We start from the raw sequence: 20,859 nt of genomic DNA, 5'->3' as shown, positions 1-20,859 counted from the left end.
CGTCCTACTTGTGTTCATATTTCCAATGAGTAATATGATCGGCATGAGCGCGTACGCGGCACTGGCCGAGCCTCACCGCCGGCAGATCCTCGATCTGCTGCGCACCAGCGAACGACCGGCCGGCGAGTTGGTGGAGCGCATCGACCTCAGCCAGCCCGGCGTGTCCAAACACCTGAAGGTGTTACGCGAGGCCGGACTCGTCGTCGTGCGCGCGGACGGCAAGCAGCGGCTCTACACCCTGCGCCCAGAACCCCTCGTCGAGGTCGACCAGTGGCTGGCGCCCTACCGCCGGTTCTGGTCCCAACGCCTCGACGCCCTCGAACAACATCTCAAGGAGAACCCATGACTGACGGCACACTGGAAACGATCGAGGGCCGCCCCGCACTGCGCTTCGAACGCACGCTCGCGCACTCGGTCGAGCGCGTGTGGCGGGCGATCAGCACGCCGGCGGAACTCGCCGCCTGGTTTCCCGCCGCCGCCGAATGGACGCCGGCGCCGGGCGAGACCATCGAGGCCTACGGGTCCACCGGTCAGGTGACCGAGGTCGACCCACCGCACCGGCTGGCGTGGACCTTCGGCGGCGAGCGCTTCAGCTTCGACCTGGCCGCCGAGGAGGAGGGCTGCCGGTTGGTCTTCACCCACGTCTTCGACGACCGTACGCTCGCGGCGCAGACCGCGGCCGGCTGGGAGACCTACCTCGCCCGACTCGAGCCCCACCTCGCCGGCGACCAACTGTCCGAACAGGACGCACACGCGGACTGGGCGGAGATCCACGAGCGCTACGCCGAGCGGTTCGGCGTCGACCCCGGTCCTGGCCGGCGGTTCATCGCGGCCCAGCGGGCCGTCGACTAATCGCCTACCGAGCCGGAGATCTCGGTCGGGCGGGGCTCGTTGGGCACGCCGCCGAAATCGATGGCGGCCGTCGACGTGGCGCCGCCGTTGAAATGCACCGTGACCTCGCGGCCGGCGCTGTTCAGCAGATGCAGCGTGATCACCAGGCCGCTATCCATCGCCGCCTTGATTTTGGCGTCGATCTCACGGGCCCGGCTTTTCGCGATACCGAATTCGACACCATCCAGGACGACACTGTTGACTTCACTCATGGGCTGGTCCTTTCGTCGACGACTGCTTTTCTGCTACTCCCTGACGGACAGCACGGCGGGCTCGACCGCGATGTCGAAGGTCAACGAGAAATCCCGGGCCCGCACGGTACTGGTCCCGCCCTGCTCGCCGGCCAACAGCGTTGTCCGGTACACGCCAACGGTTTCCCGGAACGCCGAACGCAGCCACTCCCCCGTTTCGCCGATCGCCGGGGGAAGCGGATCAGCCAGTGAATGACCGGTCCGCGCGCCGGCCGAGATCCAGACCGCGAGGTCCAGCCGGTCGACGATCGGGCCGTGGTACACCACGGGATCCGGCACGGTGCGGCGCTGGCCGTCGGCCACGGCGGTGAGGCAGGCCGTCGTGGTCCGGCGGTCGTCACCGGTGACCGTCACCAGGTCGAGCCGGAGGTCGGCGCCGAGGAACGTCCGACCGTGGTGCGCGACGAGCGCGTCCAGCCGCAGGGTCACTGTGGGCGGTGTCGCCGGGCCACGGTGCCAGAGCACGGTCGCCGCCGACGGTCGATCGTCCACTTGGAACGGTATGGTCTCCGCCGTCGCCGGTGGACTGGGCATCAGGTCGAAGTCGATGGTGTGTACGGCGAACCGCGTCGACTGGTGCCGGCTCGGCGCCAGGTCTCGGGAATCGCCGGTACGCAGTTGGGTCAGGAAGCGCGCCAGGAACGAGTCGGTACCGCCGCGCACGCCCTGTTGTTCGAGCACCCTGGCGTCCACCGGTTCGGACGTCACCAGCACCATGATCGTCTCCGGCCGGGGGGTGTCGGCCGGCAGCTCGGCCGGCCAGCTCAACGACACCCCGGGCAACGCGCCGGTCAGGTCGTTGCCACCGAAGACGTAGCCCTCCCCCTGCGCGAGCCGTTCCCCGCCTGGGGAAGACGGGTTGAGCAGCGTGATCCGGGCGGCCACCCCGATGTCCAGCAACGACACGTACACGACCTGCGCGCCGTCGTTGCGCACGCGCACATAGATCGGCTGGTCCACATGCAACACGGCGCCGGCGGGCGACAGTGGCCTTGGCTGTCCACTGTCGACCAACCCGAACTCGACCGCGATCGGGGAGTCGAGCGCGGCGAGCTGCCGTTCGGCCAGCCCGCGCAGCGCGTGCGCCCTGGCCAGTCTGGTCAGATCCCGCACCACCGTGTCGATGCCGGCCGCGTCGGCCGGTCGCGCCGCCCGCAGCGGGCCGAACCGGTCGCCGACGACCAGCTCACCGGCGCCGTCGACGGTCACCGCCACCTCGCCGCGTTCCGCCGGCTCGGCGGCGCGCACCAGCGGGGCGGCCTCGACCGCCCTGGTCAACGCGGCGACGTCCGGTAACCCGACCGGCAGCGTGGGGGCCGCGGTGCGCACCAGGTGCGCGCGGGCGTCGATCGGCATGGTCGCCACCCGCCCCACCGGCCGTAGCCTGCCCCACGCGGCGGTCGTGTCGACCTTGGTGACCACGACATCGCCGATGCGGCGCGCGGGCACCGGTTCCGGTGCGTCGCCCGGCATGATGACGAACTCGTCCCCCGGCCGCACACCGAGCAGCGGGGCGCCGCCGATGCGGACGATGTCGGCGGTCATGGTCACCGGCAGGGTGGCCACCGGGTCGGCCTCACGGACGTCGAACAGCAGCCGCTGGGCCGGGCCCTCGGCCTCCGGGCGTTGTCGCGGCTCGACGGTGAGCACCCGCTGTCTGATCCGGTCGATCACCGAGGCCCAGGAGATCCGCGACTCGCCGTCGCGGGCCTCGGTCAACGCGGCGGTCAGCGCGTCGGTGAACAGTCCCATGTGGACACCGGCGTCGTTGTCGCGCTCGTAGGCCGGCTGCTCCGGCGCGCACGCGACGACCCGAACGGCGTGCCGGTTGCCTTGCGGGGTCAGCAGATCGAGACCCGGCTCGTGGCGGCGCAGGTGGTCGAGGTGGTTGGCGATGACGTGATGGGACACCGGGCGGGTGATCGCCCTGACGATCAGGTCCTGGTCCCGCGACAGGTGCGCGGAATGGCAGCAGTCGAGGGTCACGGTGACGTTGGTCGTCTTCTCGGTGAGCCTGGCGAGCAGCACCGACAACTCGACCGCCATGATTCCCCGGAAATCGCCCGGCGTCGACGCCGCGTAATCGGTCGGCACGATGAACTGAACCGCCGACCGGCCGTCCTGGGTACGACTGTAGCCGCCATGTCCGCTGTAGTGGACGACGACCGCGTCGCCGGGCACGGTCTCGGCGATCAGCCGCTCGTAGGCGTCGATGATCCCCGCCCGGCTCGCGTTCTCCGCCTGACAGCGGACGCTGCTGAACTCCCACCGGTCAAGGGCTTTCGACAACGCCACGATGTCGTTGTCCACACCGATAAGCCCACCGGTCTGCGACCCGATCAGCAATGCCCTGCGCGCCATCGAAAACCTTTCTCCACCTTCGCGTTCACCCGCCAGCAAAGCCTAATCGGCACGCCGCGCCACTGTCATGTGAACTACGTCGAACAACGTAACCTAGTCATCGAGCAGGCCACTTCGCCGTGCCTTGTCGATGGCCTCGACCCGAGAGTGCACCGCCAGTTTCCGGAAAAGGTTGTACAGGTGCACGCCCACCGTCTTGTCCGAGATGGACAGTTGTTTGCCGACCTCCCGGTTGCTGGCGCCGCCGCTGGCCGCGCGCAGCACCGCCAACTCCTGGATGGTCAGTCCGTGCGGTCGCTCGCGCTGTTCGGTAGTGGTGAGCCGCAGCCGGTTTCGCTTGGCCAGCAGGGTGATCCTGGCCAGCAGGGGCTGCGCGTCCAGGTCGGTCGCGATCGCGTGCGCCGCCCTGGCCGCGCTCGCAGCCGCCGGCCGTCGGCCCACTACCAGAGCCGCTTCGGCCGCCCGGCATTCGGCGTAGGCCAACGGATACGGCCGGTCGAGCGCGCGCCAGGCAGCGGCGACCGCCCGCCAGCGCGCCGCTGGCTCGTCGCCGGCCGGCCCGGGGTACTCGGCCGCGCACTGCGCGACGAGCGCCGTCGTCTCCCCCGGCCGGTCCTCCTCCACCGTGGCCATGGCGAGCAACTCCGCCGCGCGCCGGCCGTCGGCCACCCGCAGGCCGACCGCGCACAACGCCACCACCGCACGGGTGTCCTCGGTGCCGGCGACGGCCGCGAGCCCGTGCTCGACGGCCGCCCGCGCACCGGCCGGGTCGTCCCGCCAGGTCGCCAGCTCGGCCAGGCAGCAGTACAGCGCGGCGACGAACCTCGGGTCGGTGTTGGGCTGGCTGCGCAGACCGTCCAACGCGGCCGCCGCCGCGTCGAACCTGCCCCTGGCCACGTCGATCTCGGCCATGGTCAGCCGGGGGTAGCTGCTCTCGCCGAGCGGTCGGTGGGCCACCGCGTCGCCGAGCCGCTCGGTCGCCTCGTCCCACCGGCCGAGGCGGAACAACGCGACCCCGGCGTTGTTGCCCAACACCCCGGCCTGCCTGGTGTGCGGCACCCCGAGGGCACGCGCCTGGTCCAGACCCGTGGTCATGGCGTCCACCGCGCGCGCGAGCTCGCCGGCGTGGTCGAGGCAGACACCGAGGTTGCCGTAGGCACGCAGCATGTCCTCGAGATGGCCGGCCTCGGTCGCGATGCGCACCGACGCGCGCAGCGCCGCCTCGCCGTCGGCCACCGCGTCCAGCATGGTGGCGGCCAGGCCGACGCTGTTCAGCGCCCGGCCCTCCTCCGCCACGGCACCGAGTTGCCGTGCCTGGTCGACGGCCTGTTCGGCGATGCGCAGGGCCTCGGTGTACCGGCCGGCGCGGACCTCGGCGGTGGCCAGCGCGGAGCGCACGCGCACGCTGACCGTGGTCGGCGGGCGGCCGGCGAGCAGTTCGTCGGCGGTGCGGTACGCGGCCGCGGACTCGGCGACCTGCCCGGCCTCCCACAGGTAGCTGCCGAGCCGCTCGTACAACTCACCTCGCCCAGCCTGGTCGGTGTCGGTCGCGCCGATCGCCTGTCGGGCAAGGTCGACGGCCGAGGTCAGCCTGCCCGCCCAGCGCGCCGCGTCGGCCGCCAGGGACAGCACGTGCACGTGACGGACACCGGCGACCTCCTCGGCGTCGGGTACCTCCGGCCACAGGGTCAGCGCGTGCTGGTACTGGGTGTCGGCCTCCTTGAACGCGCGCAGTGCGCCGGCCAGCACGCCCGCCCGCACCGCCGCGTCGAGCGCCTCACGCACGCGGCCGGCGGCGAACCAGTGGTGGGCCAGTTCCGGCAGCAACCGGGGATCGCCGTCCAGGCCGGGGGTCGTGGTGATCGTCTCGGCCATCGCGGCGTGCAGCCTGCGCCGCTCGCGGGGCGAGGCGGTGGCGTAGGCGGCCTCGCGCAGCAGCGCGTGTTGGAAGACGTAGGTCTCGGCCAGGTCCTGGTCGACCAGCAACACCCGCCGGTCAAGACATTCCCGTAGCGCGTCGTCGAGTTCCTGTTCGTCGCCGAGCACACCGGCCAGCAGCCCGTCGTTCACCCGCCGCCCGGCCACCGCGGCCACTCTGGCCAGGCGCATCGCGGGCGCGCTGAGCCGGGCGAGCCGCAACCGCATGATCTCGTTGAGGGACTCCGGGATGCGGGCCGCCGGGTCGTCGGCGACCGCGAGTTGCTCGGCGAAGTACGGGTTGCCCTCGGCCAGCTCGACGTAGCGCGCGACCCGTTCCCGAGGGGCGTGCTCGGTGACCAGGCCGGCGAACAGCCGCCACGACTCGGCGTCACTGAGCGGCCGCAGGCTGAGCCGGACGCTCCCGCGCATGAACTCCGGCTCGGCCAACAGACCGCGCAGCGGATGGTCGACGGGCAGGCCGGCGCGGTAGCTGCCAACCAACAACAGCCGTTCGGTGCCACGCATTCTGGTCAGGTAGGCCACCATGTCCACAGTGGATGGATCCGTCCACTGTAGATCCTCGAGGACCAGCACGACCGGGGCACTGGCGCCGAGCCTGGCCAACAGTCGGGAGACCGCGCCGAACACCCGGTGCTGGGAGTCCGGGCGGTCCACGGGCTCGCCGGCGAGGTCCGCGACCATCCCGGCCAGGTCGGGCCAGCCGGGGCCGGCGAGCTCCCGGACCCGCTGGTCGCCCTCCTGGCGCACGAGCGCGCGCAACGCCTCGATCAGCGGCCCGTACGGGATGGCCACCGCGCCGAGCGGGACACAGCCGCCGGCGAGGACCTGGGCCCCGGTACGCCGGGCGTGCGCGGTGAACTCGCGCAGCAGTCTGGTCTTGCCCAGCCCGGCGTCGCCGTCGACCAGCACCGTGGCCGGCCTGCCGGCGCGCGCGCCGGCGAGCAGCGTGTTCAGCCGCGCCAGCTCCGCGACGCGCCCGACGAAGTCCGCGACCATCCCTCCATCATCGCGGGTGGTGGCTGATCCGCTACACCTCGGTGATCCTGGCGGCGGCCAGCAGCGCGCCCCGCCATGGATACTCGACCGGCACCGGCGCGCGTTGGAACTCGGCCAGCGCGCCGGCCGTCCGGCACAGACAGCGCAGCGCGTGCAGGGTGGCCAGTTCGCCGGCGTCGGTGGTCGTGCCCGCGGCGAGCACGGCGTCGATCCGGTCGGCGAACTCCTCGGCCACCTCGTCGAGCGGGTCGTCGAACGGGCGGTCCTCGGTGAGGAACGCGCCGAGGGTGCTGAGCATCGCGGCGGTCGCGGGGTGGCCCGGCGGCAGGGTGCGCACCGCGGTGCGCAGGCCGGCCATGCCGGCGACGCGGTCGACGTCGTCGCCCTCGTCGTCGAGCCGGTGGCGCAGGCCGAGCACGACGGCCAGGACGAACCAGTCCTCATGGGTGGCACCTGGTTCCTCGTCGAGGTCGACGACCGTTCTGGCCAGCGCGACCGCCTCGTCGACGGTGTCCACCTCGAGCGCGGGCGCGTCCGGGGCGAGCAACGCGGCCACCTCGGCCGGTGTCGGGGTGGCGTCGTCCGTGCCGAACAGCGCGGCCAGCACCAGCGCGCGCAACCGCGCACGGTCGGGCGGGATCTCCGGCGCGACGGGCTCGGCTTCGGGCTCGACCACGCCGTCGACCACCGCCGGCGCCTCCTCCCGCAGCACGACCGGTGGCCGGTCCAGGACGTCACTGCGCAGGAGGTCGCGGAGCGCCCCGAAGTCGAGAAAGGACGGACTGGCGGCCGGCGCGGTGCTCGGACGGAACCTGTCCTGGAACTTCTGCATCATCGTCATGGCATCCGTCAGTCGCCGCAGGTCCATGCCGGCTCCCCGGCCGCGCAACATGGTCCGCAGGAGTTCGACCACCGCGAGCATGCTCTCGACGCCCTCGACGAGCTCGGCACTGGCCGACCCGGACTCGACCGCCTCGCGCAGGCATTCGGCGGCCCGGTCGGCGTGCCCGACGGCGTCGGGCGGCACCTGGCCGGACATCAGGTTCATCATCGCGCCCGGCGACTGCAGGTAGCCCGCGACTCTGCCGAAGTACAGCTGGCCGGCCCAGACCAGGCTCATCGTGCGCAGCATCGGGGGCACGGTGGGGGTGGCCAGCGCCACCTCCAGCATGCGCAGGCCGACCTCCCGGTCGTCCGCCGACTCGCCGTGCGCGGCGTACCGTCCACACCGGAACCAGCCGGCATACGCGGCGATGGTGCCCCGGTAGGCGTCGCCCTCCCGCGCGTAGCCGTAGGCCTCCTCCATCACCTCGATCGCCGCGTTCAGGTCGGGCAACCCCTCGGCGCGGCCGATGCCACCCCGCCAGTACCGGTCCATCAACGCCTGGCCGAGCCGGACGAGCGGACCGAGTCTGCTCCCACCGGTCAGCCCGGTCAGCTCCGCGCGCAGCTTCTCGATGTCGACCACCGTGGTCACTCCCTTGTGCGGTCAGCGAAACCGATCTTATTGTCCATAGTGGACGAACCCGGCCCAGGCGAGCACCGCCGCCTGCTCCCGTTCCGGCACCGAGGAAATCAGGCGCGCCGGCATGCCGGCGGGCGGCTGCCGGTGCTTGTCCAGCAGCCACCGCTGTGCCTGGCGCAGCGCCTGCCTGGCCGGCAGCCGGTCGGCGACGCGGTAGTGGTGGAACATGTACATCAACGCGGAGGTCTCCTCGTCCGGGACGCTCCACTGGGTCGAGAGCACCGAGCGGACGCGGCCGGCCAGGAACGCCGTGCCAAGGCTGTAGGCCTCGTCGTAGCCGTGCACCGATCGCGCGGAATGGCAGGCAGCCAGCACGACCAACCCGATCCGCCGCTCCGCCGCGTCCGCGAGCAGCACCACGATCTCCTCCGCGGTCAGCCTGCTCGCCCGCGCGCTCTCCTGCTCCGGCGCCAACAACAGGTAGGCGCGGGTGCCGGTCGGCTCGACCTCGTAGCACCCGTGGCAGGCCAGGTGCAGCATGCCGCCGGCGGCCGGGCCGAGGTCGGTGAGCCACTGCCGGACCTGCGTGGCGGTGCCGGCGCCGGACGGGCTGGTGCTCCCGTTGGGCCGGCGCCCGATGTAGCGCGCGCCCTGGTACGGACCGCGGCGCAGGGCGTGTGCCTCGGTGCGGGCCTCGACCAGCTCGCTGCCCTCCGCCGCGGTGTCCGGGTCGGCGACGATCAGGCCGGTCGCCGTCGGCGCCACCGCGCTCTGTGCCGCGTTGGCGCACAGCATCCTGGCCGAGACCGCGTAGGAGAACTCGGCCAGTTCGGTCGCGTAGGTGCCGTCCGCGCGCCGCGCGGCCTGCCACGGGATGCGGGCCAGGTCGCCCATCGGCACCAGCACGATCCTCGGCTCCCGGCGCCGTTCCCCGATGTCGAAGTACCGCTCAAGCAACGGGCCGATCGCCGCCCGCCACGCCCAGTCGCACAGTTCGGCCAGGCTGTCGGTCAGCGGGGCGTCGTCGTACTGGGCGGCCAGGTCACGGGAGCTGGCGACCAGCGCGGTGAGGTAGCGCTCGACCTCGACCCGCACGTCGAGGTTCACCAACGGCAGCCAGGCCGGCGGCCCGTCCACCGGGGCGATCACCGCCAGCCCCGCCTGCGTCTCCTCGGCCGGCACCAGGTACACCAAGGCATCCGCGGCCACCGCGGCGAGCGCGGTCTGGATCTCGGTCAGGCTCGGCGGATCCGCCAGCAGGTTCGCATCCGGCTGCTCGGCCAGCACGGCGAACGCCGCGCGGCGGACCTCCGCACTCGCGCCGCCGTCCGCCACCCATCGCCGGGCCAGGTCGTCGTGGCCGGCGGCGCGCAGTCGCGCCGGCACCTTGGGCAGCTCGGTCGCGGCGTACAGCAACAGCCCGCGGCCGGTGTCCAACGCGCGCACCGCATCGGTGACGTTGTTGACCTGAAGACACTTGCGGGCGGCGGCGATCGCGGACCCGGCCGCGTCCCGGACCGCGTCGCGCGCGCTGGCGACGTTCGACTCGCGCAGCACCCGCCAGACGTAGCCGCGCTGCGCGAGCAGCCCCAGCTCCCCGGCCGCGCGTGCCTGTCCGGTGCGCTGCCGGACGTTGGCCAGCAGGTCGGTCACCTCGGTCCACTGTGGATGGTGCGGACCGCCGAGCCCGTCGCGGGCGCTTTCCAACAGCGACACCGCCTCGTCCAGCCCGTCGGACGAGCCGGCGGCCTCCGACCACAGGTACAGCCCGAGCGCGACGGAGTACTCACAGAACGAGCGGTGCGCGTCTCCCGGCTCGGTCAGGGCCAAGGCGGCGCGATGGCTGGCGATCCCCTGCGCGATGCGGTCCGGGTCGACGCCGATGCCGTCGCCGATGTAGGCGCCGCCGAGGCTGAGGTAATCCAGGACCCGTTGGGCGGCCGGGGCGTCCTGGCTCCGCGCCGCCTCGGCCGCCGCCGCCAGCTGGTCCTCGGTCAGCCGCACACCGTCCTCGGCGAAGACCTGCCACAGGTTGGCGGTCTGCTTGGCGAAGTCGTCGACGGTCGAGCGCAGGATGTTGCCCTCCGGCAGGTCCCTGGTCGCCTCGGTGAGCCGGGTGACCGAGTCCCGCATGGTGTCCAGGTCGTTGCGCCGGTTGGCGGCGGCGAACCGGCCCATCTCGACCAGTTGCGCCCTGATCCCGCTCACCCGCGGATCGTTGCCGAACCTCTCGTCGATCATGGCGGGCAGCGCGGCCGACACCCGGTCCAGCTCGCTGAGGTTGCCCTCGTCCACGGCGTGCAGGAAATCGCTCATCAGGTCGCCGAACACGCTGAACTTCGCCGCCTCGGGGTGCGCGCCGACGGTCTCCAGCAGGCTGGCGAGCTGCTTCTTCAGCACGTCCGGATCGTTCTGCTGGCCGGTGGCTCCGGCATAGAGCATGGCCTTGGTGTGCGCGGTCATCCGTGTTTTCGGCCAGTGCGGGGTCGACGGCGGATCGGAGTCCGCGATCGCCAGCAGGTTCGCCAGCTCACGCAGATAGTCGAGGGCCAGGTCGGTCTCGTTGAGTTCGAGCACCATGATCAGTCCGGCGGCGAGTCCGCCGCGCGCCGGATGGTCGGCCGGCAACCGGGAAATCTCGGTGACGAACTCCGCGACCACGCGTTCTCCGCGATCGGCGGTCAGCGCGTGCACGATCAACGCCTGACAACGCGCCACGGTGTCCGCTGCCGATGTGCCGACCACGTTTCCTCCCTCACGCGATTCCGTGCTGACATTCATTCTCTGACGGATCGATGCCGACCGGAGGCGGAACGGCGTTTTCCGTACCGGGTGTCGCTGTCCGTCAGAGAGGTGATGGCGGGGGCCACGTCCACGAAAGCGGCGAGCATGATCCGAACACGACGAAAACACCGCCGGCCCGGCTCAGCCACCCGGCCGCGCCAGGATGTCCAGCACCTCGGCCACCAGCCGGTCGATCGACGAGGAGTCGGTGAGCAACGCGCCGACGACCTCGTCCGCGGTGGCCGAGAAGCCGGCCGGGCGGTCCAGTTCGGCCACCACCGGATCCGCGCCGAACACCGTGGTCAGCACCTCGACGAGCACGACCTTCGGCTCCTCGCCCCGGCCGAGCCGGGCCTCGATGGCCGCGATCGCGAGTGCGGCCAACTCGACCAGCCTGGTCTGTTCGGTCTCCTCGGTCGCGATGGGCGGCGGCGATTCGGTGCGCGGCGCGGGCATCAGCGGAATCCGCTTACGACCGAGCGGTCGCTCGACATAGTCGGCATACCACTTCGGCCGGGCGCGCATCGCGGTGAGCACGGTGGCGATGTCGCGCAACACGGCTCGCCGGGCGGTGTCGTAGTCACTGTCGTCGGCGGCGCGCCGCGCGGCCCACGCGTCGATCGGCCAGATCTCCAGGCCGGCGGCCCGCTCGACCCCGACGAATTCCAGCATCGACACGGCCAGTTCCCGCAGCCGGGTGTCGGCGCCGAGCCGGTCGGCGAGCCAACCGGGAAGCCGAGGGCGCTGCTGGGCTCCGCGTTCGCCACGCCGGCGGCGGTAGGCATTGACGGTGGCCGCCAGCAACCGTTTCCGCACCCAGCCCTCCAGATTGTGAATCGGCGTGCGCGCGTGTGCGAACAGGTCATCGAGCACGGCCTCCATGTCGTCGTGGAAATGGTCAAGACAGTCGTCGGCGAGCAGATACACCGAAACCGCGCATCGCAGGTGTCCGCGCCTGGTCTCCACCTTTCTGGTTATCTGGTCGAATACCAGCTGGTGCAGCAGTTCGTAGGCCTCGATCCGCAACTGTCGCCGGTCATTTTCGGTCGCGGCCGCTACAACGTCGGCCAACGAGCCATTACCGGCGAGTTCTCGAACGGTGGACATTTCGCCATGCTATGCACGCAATTCCGGCAAACGAGCGATCGACCGCGAATCTAGGGCGAAGTCATTAGGCCGAACCGCCGCCCAAGGCGGGGTAACACGCCGAACTAAGGGAGTTGTCATGTCCGGTCCGTCAACGCCCGTCGCCACGGTCGCCGACGTGCGCAGGCGGCTACGGGCCGCCGACACCGCCGGTGCCGTCGACCGGCTGGTGGCCTTCTCCGACGGCGACCCGGTGCTGTTGTGCGCGCTGGCGTTCACCGCGCTCGGCCTCGACGAGCCGACCAGGGACCGGCTGCTGATCGAGGCACTGGCGCAACCGAGGCCGCCGAGCGGCCCGGCGCTGACCCCACGCCAGCAGCAGATCCTCGAACTGCTCGGCGACGGGTTGACCGTGGTGGCCATCGCCCGCAGGCTGCGCCTGTCGCCCCGCACGGTCGGCAAACACCTGGAGCTGCTCTACCGCAGGCTCGGCACGTCCGACCGGCTGATGACCGTCATCCACGCCCAGCGGCACGGGCTGCTCGGGGCGACGCGGTGACCCCGGTGCCGCTCGACCCGGTCACCAGGCACTGCCTGCTGCTGCTCGTGCACGACGAGCTGGTGGCGGCCACCGCCGCCCGCCTGGCCGACGGCGCGCCGCCGAGGGCGCTGGCCGAGCTGGTCGCGCGCCGGGCGGCGGCGCTGACCGAACAGCTCGGCCAGGCCACCGCCGACCGGTGAGCTCACCCCACGCCCGGCCAGATGGCCACCGCGGTGCGGTCGTCGTCGTGCGACTTCCTGGCGAAGTCGACCTGCGCGGCGAATGCCAACGGCTCGGGCGGACGCCGCCAGTGCTGCGCGAGGAACGCGCCGACCGTGCCGGTGCCGTTGCCCAGTGGGTCGCCGATGCCGTCGCTGACCAGCAGCAGCATGTCCGCCGGGGCGATCGTGGTGTGCACCGGCACCGGCGGGTGCGGTGGCAGGTTGGGCAACGCGACGGTGGCCGAGGACGCGATGTCCACGCCGTCGTTCTTGACCGCCTGCTGCGGCTCCCAGTGCTGGCCGCCGCGCAGGATCCAGGCCGACGAGTCGCCGTAGGCGAGCAGGTGCACCGGATGGCAGCCGTCTACCGGCTCCAGCCCGACCACCGCGAACAGCACCGTCGCGGCCAACTGGGCGGCCACGTCGTGCTCGGTCAGGTCCGGAGTCGCCAACTGACGGCGTCCCTCGGTGACCACCTTGGCGGCCAGCACCCGCAACACCCACGTCCAGTTGAGGGCCGAGGGCGGCGTGGTCGCCAACTGTTTGAGGATCTCGTAACAGCCGTGCCTGGTGGCCACGAGCGCGGCGAAGTGGGACAGCGGCGCGTTGCCGATCCCGTCGGCGATCGCCAGGACGGCGTAGCGCCTGTCGGCGCGGAACGCGTAGGCGTCCTGGCGCACCTTGCCGTAGAACCGGTGCGCCCGGCCGCGCACACTGGCCGCGCGCAACACCATCGGCGGCGTGGCACCGTCGCCGCGGAGCAGGAAACCGTCGAGCACGGTGTCCGGGCAGTCCCAGAACTCCGTGTCGGGGTAGGCCGGCGCGTTGGCCGCCCGCCCCGGATCGCCGACCTGGTAAGGGGTGAACCGGAACTCCCCGCGCCAGTCCTGGTCACCGGCTGTGCCGAGAGCCGGCCGCTGCGCGGTCACACCCAGTCCGATGCGGTGTGCGCGGTCACGCCCTGACCGAGATCGTCCTTGTCCGGGAACAGGATTCCGGTCTCGCCCTGCGAGATGCTGCGCCCGGAGCTGATCACGCTGGACACCATGATCTCGGCCATGGTGTTGATCGCCTGCGCCGGATCCTGCCCGTTCTCCATCAGGTACATCCGCATCTGCTTGGCCCCGGTCGACGGGTGCACCAGGCGGGCGAGCGTGGCGCCGTCGGCCTTGTCCACACCGAACGGGATGACGTTGGGGTAGGCGGCAACGCCGGTCAGCGTGGCGAACGCGGCCTGCCACTCCGGGTCGGTCTCGTTCGGCTCGCCGTCGGACAGGAAGAACACCGCCGGCCGGTGTACCTGGAAGCCGTCCGCCTTGAGCTGCTTGATGTTCGTCGCGATCTCGGTGTGCAGCAGGGAGAACGCGGCGACGTAGGAGGTGCCGTCACGCACGCTGAGCCTGGGCAGCGTCAGGCCTGGGTCTAGCAGGTCACACAGCGGCAGCCGCACCTGCGCGTCGCTGGAGAAGTCGATCAGTCCAATGCGGACCTTGTCGGACAGGATGGGGTTCTCCGCGAGCGCGTCCCGGACCCGGGGCAGGATCTGGTTCGCCGACGCGAGCTTCTTTCCGGACATCGAGTACGAGACATCGACGACCACGTAGAACGGCAGCAGTTTGGCGCCGGTGGCATCCATCGGTGTGCTTTCTCCTAACTGTTGGGGTGGTGACCGTTGTCCGGCGGCCCGAACGAGTCCCTGAACTCCTGGTAGCTCTGACCGGGGACCATCAGCGGCACGGTGATCGAGCTCGGCACCGGCGGTTGCGCCTGCGGTGCCTGTGCTTGTTCCGGTTCACCGGCGTGTTTGGCGTACCAGCGCGCCAACTCGGCGTCGCTGCGGCTCTTCGCGATCCGGCCCCAGGTCTCGATGGCCTTCTCCGCGATCGCGAACTGTTGGTCGGCGAGCAGCGCGTTGGCGTCCTTGCCGCGCTTGAGTTGCTGGTTGCGCAGGTCCTGCGCGTTGTCCAGCGCGGTCTTGTTCGTCCTGCTCGCCATCTTCTCGATCGCGTTCTCGTCGTCGTCGAGCACGCGCTCGTAGAGCGTCGGCTTGCCGATCATCATCAGCAGCTTGCCCACCACCGGCAGCACCTCGATGAGCAGGAACAGCGCGGCCAGCGCGTAGTTCGCGGCCTGCATGTTCGGGTGCCCGTCGGTCAGCCGGTCCAGCGCCTCCAACTGCGCGAGCATGCCCTCGCTCTCGATCTCGCCGGAGTCCAGCCGCCGCTGGGCCTCGTCCCGGTCCGCGCTGCGCTCCTCCAGCCGGGGAACCAGGGTCTCCAGGTCCTGCCTGGCCTTCGCGCGGTTGCTCGCGACACTGCCGGAGATCTTCCGCTGCGCCGCGGCGGTGGCGTCGTTGAGCTTGGCGGTCTCGGCGTCCAATGTGGCCTTCGCGGCGTCGGCCTTCGCCTCGGCCTCCCGGTAGGCGGTGCCGACGCCCTGCTCGCCGGTGCCACAGGTGCCGTTCAGCTCGCACTGGGCGTTGGCGTCGGCCTTGTCGTAGGCGGCCTGCGCGGCGTTGACCCGCTCCTGGGCGGCTTTGACGTCCTGGTCGTTGCTCACGCTCGGCTGGCTCTCGCCGGAGGCGACCGCCTGCAGTTCGGTCACCCTGGCCTGCATCACCGGGATGTCGGCGAACTGCTCGTCGAGCTTCTTCTGTGCCTCGGTCAGGTTCTCCGAGTGCATGAGCTGCATCTCGTTGCGGATCTCCGGCTCGAAGATGCGCAGCACCAACGGAACCGAGACCACGGTGCCGATGACGACGGCGAGCAACAACCGGGGCACCGCGGCGAGTATGTTGCGCGCCCAACCGGACTGCCTGGTGATGCTGACGATCAGCATCCGGTCCAGGTTGAAGATCGCGAACGCCCACAGCACGCCCGCCACCACCGCGACGACCGGCGACAGACCCACCGCGCTGTGCAACGCGAACGCCGCGGACACGCCGGCCACCCCGGCGGTGGTGAGCAGCACGGCACCCATCGCGGTGTACTTGGCCCGGTCCGTGCGCGCCTTGGCGAGGACCTCGGCATTGGCGCCCGCCATCCGCGCAAGCCGGTGCGGTGTGGCAAACCACGAGTAAAGGCTCACGAGTCCCCCTCAGGATCGGTCGCCGGTTGTGCGAAGAAGTGTTGGGTCAGGTCGATCGGGGCGGCCGAACGTCCGGTGCCGAAGGCGGGTGGTGGTCCGGCCAGCCGTACCGGTTCCGGCGGGACGATCACGGTGGGGTCGGCCATCACGTCCACGACGCTGGCCATCGGCGGCACCGCGACCGGCTGGCTGGTCGGGAACGACGGCAGCGACCGGCCGACGTCTGGCAGGTCGAGCGCGAGCAGGTTGGGCATCGGCAGGGTCGGCATGGGCACCGGGAAGTCGGCGAAGGACGGCACGTCGTACACCGCGACCGGCCCGGTCTCCCGGCGATCGACGCCGAGGTTGTTCACCACGGTGACCACGAGCCGGCCCGTCCGTGCCGGATGGACGGTCAGCGTGCCCGATCCGGCGGCGCCCGAGGTCGACACGTCCTGGATGCCGACGCCGGACACGGTCACCGTGTCCGCCTCGGTCGCCGACCAGCGCACCGTGAGCGGCTCGCCGGCGGCCACGATCGTCCGGTCCAGCTCGAGCTGCTCAAGCTGTGGCGGGGCAAGGGATTCGCCGAGCGCGCGGCGCAGGTAGCGGTGCCATTCCTCGGCCGACGGCCGGTTCTGCGCCACACCGCCCACCGCCGCAGCCAACAGATCGAGGCCGGCGATGTCCAGCACGCCACGCGCCCCGTTCGGGTCACGGTTGATCGAGCAGCCCTCGCCGGGAGTGAGACAGCGCAGTACGAACAGCCCGAGCTTGTACAGGTCGCTGGCCTTGCTCAGCACGTCCGCGTCCCGCGGCGGGTCCCAGTCCGGGGCGTTGAGCTGTGGGCTGGCGGCGATCTCGCTGACCACCCGGACCGCGTCGCAGTCGACGAACATCACCGTCGGCTCGGCGACCAGCCGGAACACCGCGTTGCGCGCGTTGATGTCGCCGAACACCACGTTGAGGGTGTTGTGCAGGAAGGCGAGCGTGGCGGCGAAGTCGCGGCAGATGGTCAGCCGCTCGGTCGGCGTCGGGGTCGGCAGCCGCCCCTGCAACGCGCGATCCGGTGGGATGAACAGGAACTGGACCTCCCTCGGCCGGTTGCGGGCGATCTTCCCGCTGGGCAACCGCAGATCGTGCAGGAACTCGTCGGGGATGCGGCGCAACACCACGCCGAGCAGCGCGTCGTCCTCGTCGACCACCTGGCGCACCGGCCACGCGGTCGCGTTGTCCAATGTGGCCAGTGCGGCCGGGTCGGCGCGCAGCCGGGTCCGCAGGTCGATGATCCGGCCCATGCCGTTGCCCGGGGCTCTGCCCGGCCGATACTGCTTGTACACCAACGAACCCGGCACGTCCGACAGCTGGAGTGCCGGTAGCTCGAACACTCTGGCCTGGCCGCCGGCACCGAGCTCGTCCCCGAGCCCGCCGAGCTGGCCGACGGTGAGGGTGGGCGTGGTCACCGCAACTCACCGGCGGCCCACCAGCCAAGCACGATCCCCACCGCCAGGATGACCAGGACCACCGTCACCCGCGCGATCATCGGGGTGACCGGCAGGCCGGCCCGCCGCCAGAACCGGGCGATCGGCCCGAGTCCGGCCAGCGGGTCCGGCGCGACCGGCTCGTGTTCGCGCAGCCAGCGCTCGGCGAGCAGGGCCGACACCCCGGTCTCCTGGCTGACCAGGGCGACGGCCCGGACCAGGTCGGCCGACCGGGCGTCGGTGACCAGTCGCCTGGCGTCCTCCCGGGCGCCCGGCGTCACCCGGCCGGGACCGGTCGCGCAGAACGCGATGGTGGCCGCCCGCACGTACACCGCCTCCCGCTGGGCGAACGGGACGTGCCGGCGGATGGCGCGCTCGGCCCAGCCCTCGTTGGCCAGCGCGCGCCGCACGGTGTCCCGGTCGTCGATCCTGGAGACCGCGTACTCCAGCTCGACCAGCGCGCCGTTCACCTCGGTGGCGCTGGTGGCGCCGGCCAGGTCGCGCGCCAGCGCGGTCGCCCGCCACGGCGGGACCACGGCGGTCGACGCCACGGCCTGCGGCACCGGCAGCGGCTGGAGCGGCTCCGGCACGGGTGGCGGCACGGAGAGCTGGGCGGGTGCGGCGGCGGCGTTGGGCGGGTCGACGCCGTACTCGTACCGGTAGACCAGCGCGTTGGCCCGGTACTCGTTCTGCGGGCTGGCCCCCTGGCCGCGGCGGGTGTCGATGAGCAACCGGCCGGCGGCGTCAGCGGGCGCGTCGGCGAAGAACGCGATCTCGGGCGTCGTGCCGTCGGTGGCCGCGTCCGGCTGGGTGGCGAAGGTCCAGGTGCGAGCGGGCAGCAGCGGCGCGGCGAGCTGGGCGAGCGCCAGGACCAGCGCTGGCCGGTCCTGCTCGGCGCAGCCGAGGATGCCGATCGACGCGGCCGGCGCCTGCAACAGCCAGGCCAGCACCCTGGCGAGCTGGTTGCCCTGGACGATCGCGCGCTGCCGCAGGCGACCGGTGGTGCTCGGCGCCCCGACGTCGTCCACCCGCAGCCGGGTAAGCCGGGTGCTCGCCGGCATGGCCAGCCAGCCCGACCAGTCCACAGTAGACAGAGCGACGGGTGCGGTCAGCTCGTCGGCCCGGCCGAGCAACCCGTGGGCGACGGTCGCGCCGGTCGACTCGCGGACGCGATACAGCACGGCCGCGAATCCCGCCGGAAAGACCAGATAGCTCACGGCCGGGCCGGCGGCCGGCGGAAAGTCACCGGGAAAGCCGATGTGCGGGCCGACAAGATCCAGCCAGCCGCGTTCGGCGTGCTCGTCGCCGAATGAGGACGCCACCGTGGTAATAGTCCCGTCCACGCCGAGCCGGAACCACGCCTGCTCGACCGCGGTGGTAACGGAGACCGGGCGCGTCATGATTCCTCCAGGTAGCTGGTCGGACGACCACCTTTTCTCTGACGGACGAGAACCGAGTTTCGCTCCATCGCGTCGTAACAACGGCGGTACTGTCCGTCAGGTACCACCGGGGACGACCACCGCCGCGCCCCTGTCGAGGGGAGGAAAACATGACCGAACCCAACCGGACACGCCGGGAGAACAGCCGAACCGCTGGCACGACCCGGCGCGAGTCCCCTGCTGGGGGCACGCCGGCGACCAGGCGGGAGTCCGGCGAGGATTCGGTCGACACGACGTATCATTCGCTACTCGCCCCGGAACTGTTTCCCCAACACCTGCGATCCGAGGTGCGCGACGCGACGCTGTGGAAAACCAGCGGCGAGGCGCAACTGTTCCTGCCGCACGCCACCGACCAACCACGCGTACTGAAAGTTTACTTCCCCCATATCGCCCCCGACCCTACCGTGTCCGCACAGCTGCCGACATTGAGATCGAAGCACATCGTCGAGGTCTGGGAAACCGGAACGTTGACCGACGGCCGGGCATTCGAATTGATGAAACATGTCCCGGCCGGGACGCTGCGGGAAACCGGCGCCGGTAGCCGGGTCTTCGCCGCGGCGAAGGTCACCGAAATCGTGCGCCAGCTGACCGACGGTCTGTGCGCGCTGCACGGGCGCGGGATCATCCACCGCGATCTCAAGCCGGAAAACGTGCTCGTCCGCACCGCCGAGCCGAACCTCGACCTGGTGCTGTCGGACTTCGGGCTCAGCCGGAAACTCACCGGCACCGCGCATTTCACCACCGTCGGCCAGACCCCGGTCTACGCCGCCCCGGAGTCCTGGTCGGGTCATGTCTCACCCGCGCTGGACTGGTGGGCGCTGGGCATGATGGCGCTGGAACTGGCCACCGGCCAGCAACCGTTCGCCGGCCTGGACGTGCTCATGGTGCAGAAGACGGTGACCACCAGGCCGGTGCCGGTCGACGCGGTCACCGACGCGCGGCTCCACCGGTTGTGCGCCGGCCTGCTGGTCGCCGACGAAACCCTGCGGTGGACCGAGGTCCAGGTGCGCGACTGGCTTGGCGGCGCCAACCCGGCGGTGCCGGACCGGCGGGCGCCGGTCGAGGTGAGCGAGTTCGAGTTCGCCAACCGGCGGTTTCGGGACATCGCCACGCTCACCGAGGCGATGGCGCGCGACTGGCGACTCGCCGCCCGACGCTTCGGTGTCGCACATGGACCGTCGTGGCGGGCGTTCACCGCGTGGCTCGACCAGTTCAACGACCCGGACCGCAACGATCACGGCGTGGTCGAGGCGCGGCTGGACCTGCTCGACCGGCTGGAGCGCGGCAAGGAGGTCCCCGACGTCAAGTTGCTCACGCTGTTGGCCGGGCTCAACCCGACGCTGCCGCCGGTCTACCGGCAGGCGCATGTGGACCGGCCGAAGCTGCGCGCGCTGGCCAGAGACGCCCAGCGCGACGATCAGACACCGGAGACCACCCGTGCCCGCGAGATCGTCACGCAACTGCACGACGGCACGCTCGCCGTACTCGCGCGGTTCGCCGGCGCGGGCGAACTCGGTGTGGTGGCCACGGACTGGGCGGCGAGGCTGGGCGAGCTGAACACCGCGGTCGCGACGTTGCGCAAACACCGCCAACTCGCCACCGCCTTCCCCAAGAAACAGCGCCCGACCGCGCGCGCGGCGATGCTGGAGCTGGCCGCGGGCGGACAGTGCGGCCAGGACTGGCTGCGGCAGTTCACCGACCAGGCCGCCGCGCTGGCCCAACCGGTCGGCTGGTTCGACGACGTCCGCCGCTGGGTCGGCACCAACCAGGTGCGCGCCTACGCCGGTCTGTACGCGGTCGGGATCGCGCAGGCGGAGGCGGCGGCCGCCGTGCGCGCCAGGCAGGTGGCCGACCAGGCAGGCCAGGCCCGCGAACAGGCCTGGGCCGACCACGAACGCGCCCGGCTGGCCGGCAGGCCGCGCGCGTTGGGCCGCGCGGTCGCCGGTCCGGCGGTGCTGAGCGTGCTGTGGCTGCTGGTCGCGACCGCCGCGCCGCCAGACGCGCTCGGGATCCTGCTCCTGGCCGCGAGCACGCACTGGGCAGTGGAGTTGGTCCTTGCCTCGACCATGGCCGCCGACTACCACCCGACGTACTCGTTGTGGCAGAACATGCTCGTCACGGCCGGCAGGCTCGGCGGGCGGATGCGGGCCAGCCCGCGCCGGGCGACCATCGGCATCGTCGTGGTGGTGCTGCTGGTCGCGTTCCTCGGCTGGCTCGCGCCGTTGGCCGCCGTGCTGGCGGGCGCGGCGCACATCGGGTGGGGAGTGCGCCGGCACCGGAAATGGTCGGCCGGCCACCAACAGAGACGACAGCGGGAGCTGGGGCGATGAACAGGG

16 protein-coding genes are annotated in these 20,859 nt (G+C 71.6%); 5 read left to right on the top strand and 11 right to left on the bottom strand.

Features of this window, described 5'->3' with window-relative positions; translation table 11 throughout:
* Window positions 1-43 precede the first annotated feature (43 nt).
* Both ACYVIP_RS02315 and ACYVIP_RS02310 read left to right on the top strand, forming a co-directional pair.
* The gene (locus ACYVIP_RS02315) at window positions 44-346 is read left to right on the top strand and encodes an ArsR/SmtB family transcription factor (protein WP_460391421.1); all 303 of its coding nucleotides are present in this window, start codon (window positions 44-46) and stop codon (window positions 344-346) included.
* Window positions 343-852, top strand: coding sequence for an SRPBCC domain-containing protein (locus ACYVIP_RS02310; protein WP_460391419.1), 510 nt, complete (start codon window positions 343-345; stop codon window positions 850-852). The genes ACYVIP_RS02315 and ACYVIP_RS02310 overlap by 4 nt, the downstream gene beginning before the upstream one ends.
* Here ACYVIP_RS02310 and ACYVIP_RS02305 read toward each other — a convergent pair.
* The 6 genes from ACYVIP_RS02305 to ACYVIP_RS02280 all read right to left on the bottom strand — a co-directional run bounded on the left by ACYVIP_RS02305 (window position 849) and on the right by ACYVIP_RS02280 (window position 11,796).
* Window positions 849-1,103 (bottom strand): hypothetical protein, encoded by a 255-nt coding sequence (locus ACYVIP_RS02305; protein ID WP_460391417.1) that lies wholly within the window; start codon window positions 1,101-1,103, stop codon window positions 849-851. The two genes, ACYVIP_RS02310 and ACYVIP_RS02305, sit on opposite strands and share 4 nt — an antisense overlap.
* Before the next feature lie 33 nt (window positions 1,104-1,136).
* Window positions 1,137-3,503 (bottom strand): caspase family protein, encoded by a 2,367-nt coding sequence (locus tag ACYVIP_RS02300; RefSeq protein ID WP_460391415.1) that lies wholly within the window; start codon window positions 3,501-3,503, stop codon window positions 1,137-1,139.
* Window positions 3,504-3,596: 93 nt separating this feature from the next.
* Window positions 3,597-6,440 (bottom strand): helix-turn-helix transcriptional regulator, encoded by a 2,844-nt coding sequence (locus ACYVIP_RS02295; RefSeq protein WP_460391413.1) that lies wholly within the window; start codon window positions 6,438-6,440, stop codon window positions 3,597-3,599.
* A 31-nt stretch (window positions 6,441-6,471) separates the two neighbouring features.
* Complete coding sequence (locus ACYVIP_RS02290; RefSeq protein ID WP_460391411.1) at window positions 6,472-7,908, bottom strand: hypothetical protein; 1,437 nt, start codon at window positions 7,906-7,908, stop codon at window positions 6,472-6,474.
* 36 nt (window positions 7,909-7,944) lie between these two features.
* Window positions 7,945-10,650 (bottom strand): CHAT domain-containing protein, encoded by a 2,706-nt coding sequence (locus ACYVIP_RS02285; RefSeq protein ID WP_460391409.1) that lies wholly within the window; start codon window positions 10,648-10,650, stop codon window positions 7,945-7,947.
* Window positions 10,651-10,830: 180 nt separating this feature from the next.
* Entirely contained in the window at window positions 10,831-11,796 is a 966-nt protein-coding gene (locus tag ACYVIP_RS02280) for a hypothetical protein (RefSeq protein WP_460391407.1), read from the bottom strand.
* Between the two features lie 118 nt (window positions 11,797-11,914).
* Here ACYVIP_RS02280 and ACYVIP_RS02275 point away from each other — a divergent pair, with 118 nt between their 5' ends.
* Together ACYVIP_RS02275 and ACYVIP_RS02270 are read left to right on the top strand one after the other, a co-directional pair.
* Window positions 11,915-12,334 carry a helix-turn-helix transcriptional regulator gene (locus ACYVIP_RS02275; RefSeq protein ID WP_460391405.1) on the top strand — a complete coding sequence of 140 codons (420 nt, stop codon included), beginning with the start codon at window positions 11,915-11,917 and terminating at the stop codon, window positions 12,332-12,334.
* Window positions 12,331-12,516 carry a hypothetical protein gene (locus ACYVIP_RS02270; RefSeq protein WP_460391403.1) on the top strand — a complete coding sequence of 62 codons (186 nt, stop codon included), beginning with the start codon at window positions 12,331-12,333 and terminating at the stop codon, window positions 12,514-12,516. The genes ACYVIP_RS02275 and ACYVIP_RS02270 overlap by 4 nt, the downstream gene beginning before the upstream one ends.
* A 2-nt stretch (window positions 12,517-12,518) precedes the next feature.
* Here ACYVIP_RS02270 and ACYVIP_RS02265 read toward each other — a convergent pair whose 3' ends face one another.
* The 5 genes from ACYVIP_RS02265 to ACYVIP_RS02245 are packed head-to-tail and all read right to left on the bottom strand — an operon-like array spanning window position 12,519 to window position 18,484.
* Entirely contained in the window at window positions 12,519-13,466 is a 948-nt protein-coding gene (locus ACYVIP_RS02265) for a protein phosphatase 2C domain-containing protein (protein ID WP_460391401.1), read from the bottom strand.
* Complete coding sequence (locus tag ACYVIP_RS02260) at window positions 13,463-14,173, bottom strand: vWA domain-containing protein (protein ID WP_460391399.1); 711 nt, start codon at window positions 14,171-14,173, stop codon at window positions 13,463-13,465. The genes ACYVIP_RS02265 and ACYVIP_RS02260 overlap by 4 nt, the downstream gene beginning before the upstream one ends.
* A 14-nt stretch (window positions 14,174-14,187) precedes the next feature.
* Entirely contained in the window at window positions 14,188-15,579 is a 1,392-nt protein-coding gene (locus ACYVIP_RS02255) for a DUF4407 domain-containing protein (protein ID WP_460391397.1), read from the bottom strand.
* Window positions 15,580-15,620: 41 nt separating this feature from the next.
* A complete protein-coding gene (locus ACYVIP_RS02250; RefSeq protein ID WP_460391395.1) occupies window positions 15,621-17,066 on the bottom strand; it encodes a hypothetical protein in 1,446 nt (481 codons plus the stop codon).
* Window positions 17,063-18,484, bottom strand: a complete 1,422-nt coding sequence (locus ACYVIP_RS02245) for a hypothetical protein (RefSeq protein ID WP_460391393.1) — start codon at window positions 18,482-18,484, stop codon at window positions 17,063-17,065. Before ACYVIP_RS02245 ends, ACYVIP_RS02250 begins: the two co-directional genes overlap by 4 nt.
* A 149-nt stretch (window positions 18,485-18,633) precedes the next feature.
* Here ACYVIP_RS02245 and ACYVIP_RS02240 point away from each other — a divergent pair, with 149 nt between their 5' ends.
* Window positions 18,634-20,853 carry a serine/threonine-protein kinase gene (locus ACYVIP_RS02240; RefSeq protein ID WP_460391391.1) on the top strand — a complete coding sequence of 740 codons (2,220 nt, stop codon included), beginning with the start codon at window positions 18,634-18,636 and terminating at the stop codon, window positions 20,851-20,853.
* Window positions 20,854-20,859 lie beyond the last annotated feature (6 nt).

The sequence above is a fragment of the Actinophytocola sediminis genome (genome assembly GCF_054779715.1).
Note: the sequence above shows the minus strand (reverse complement) of the source record. Positions and strands in the feature narration are given on the sequence as shown.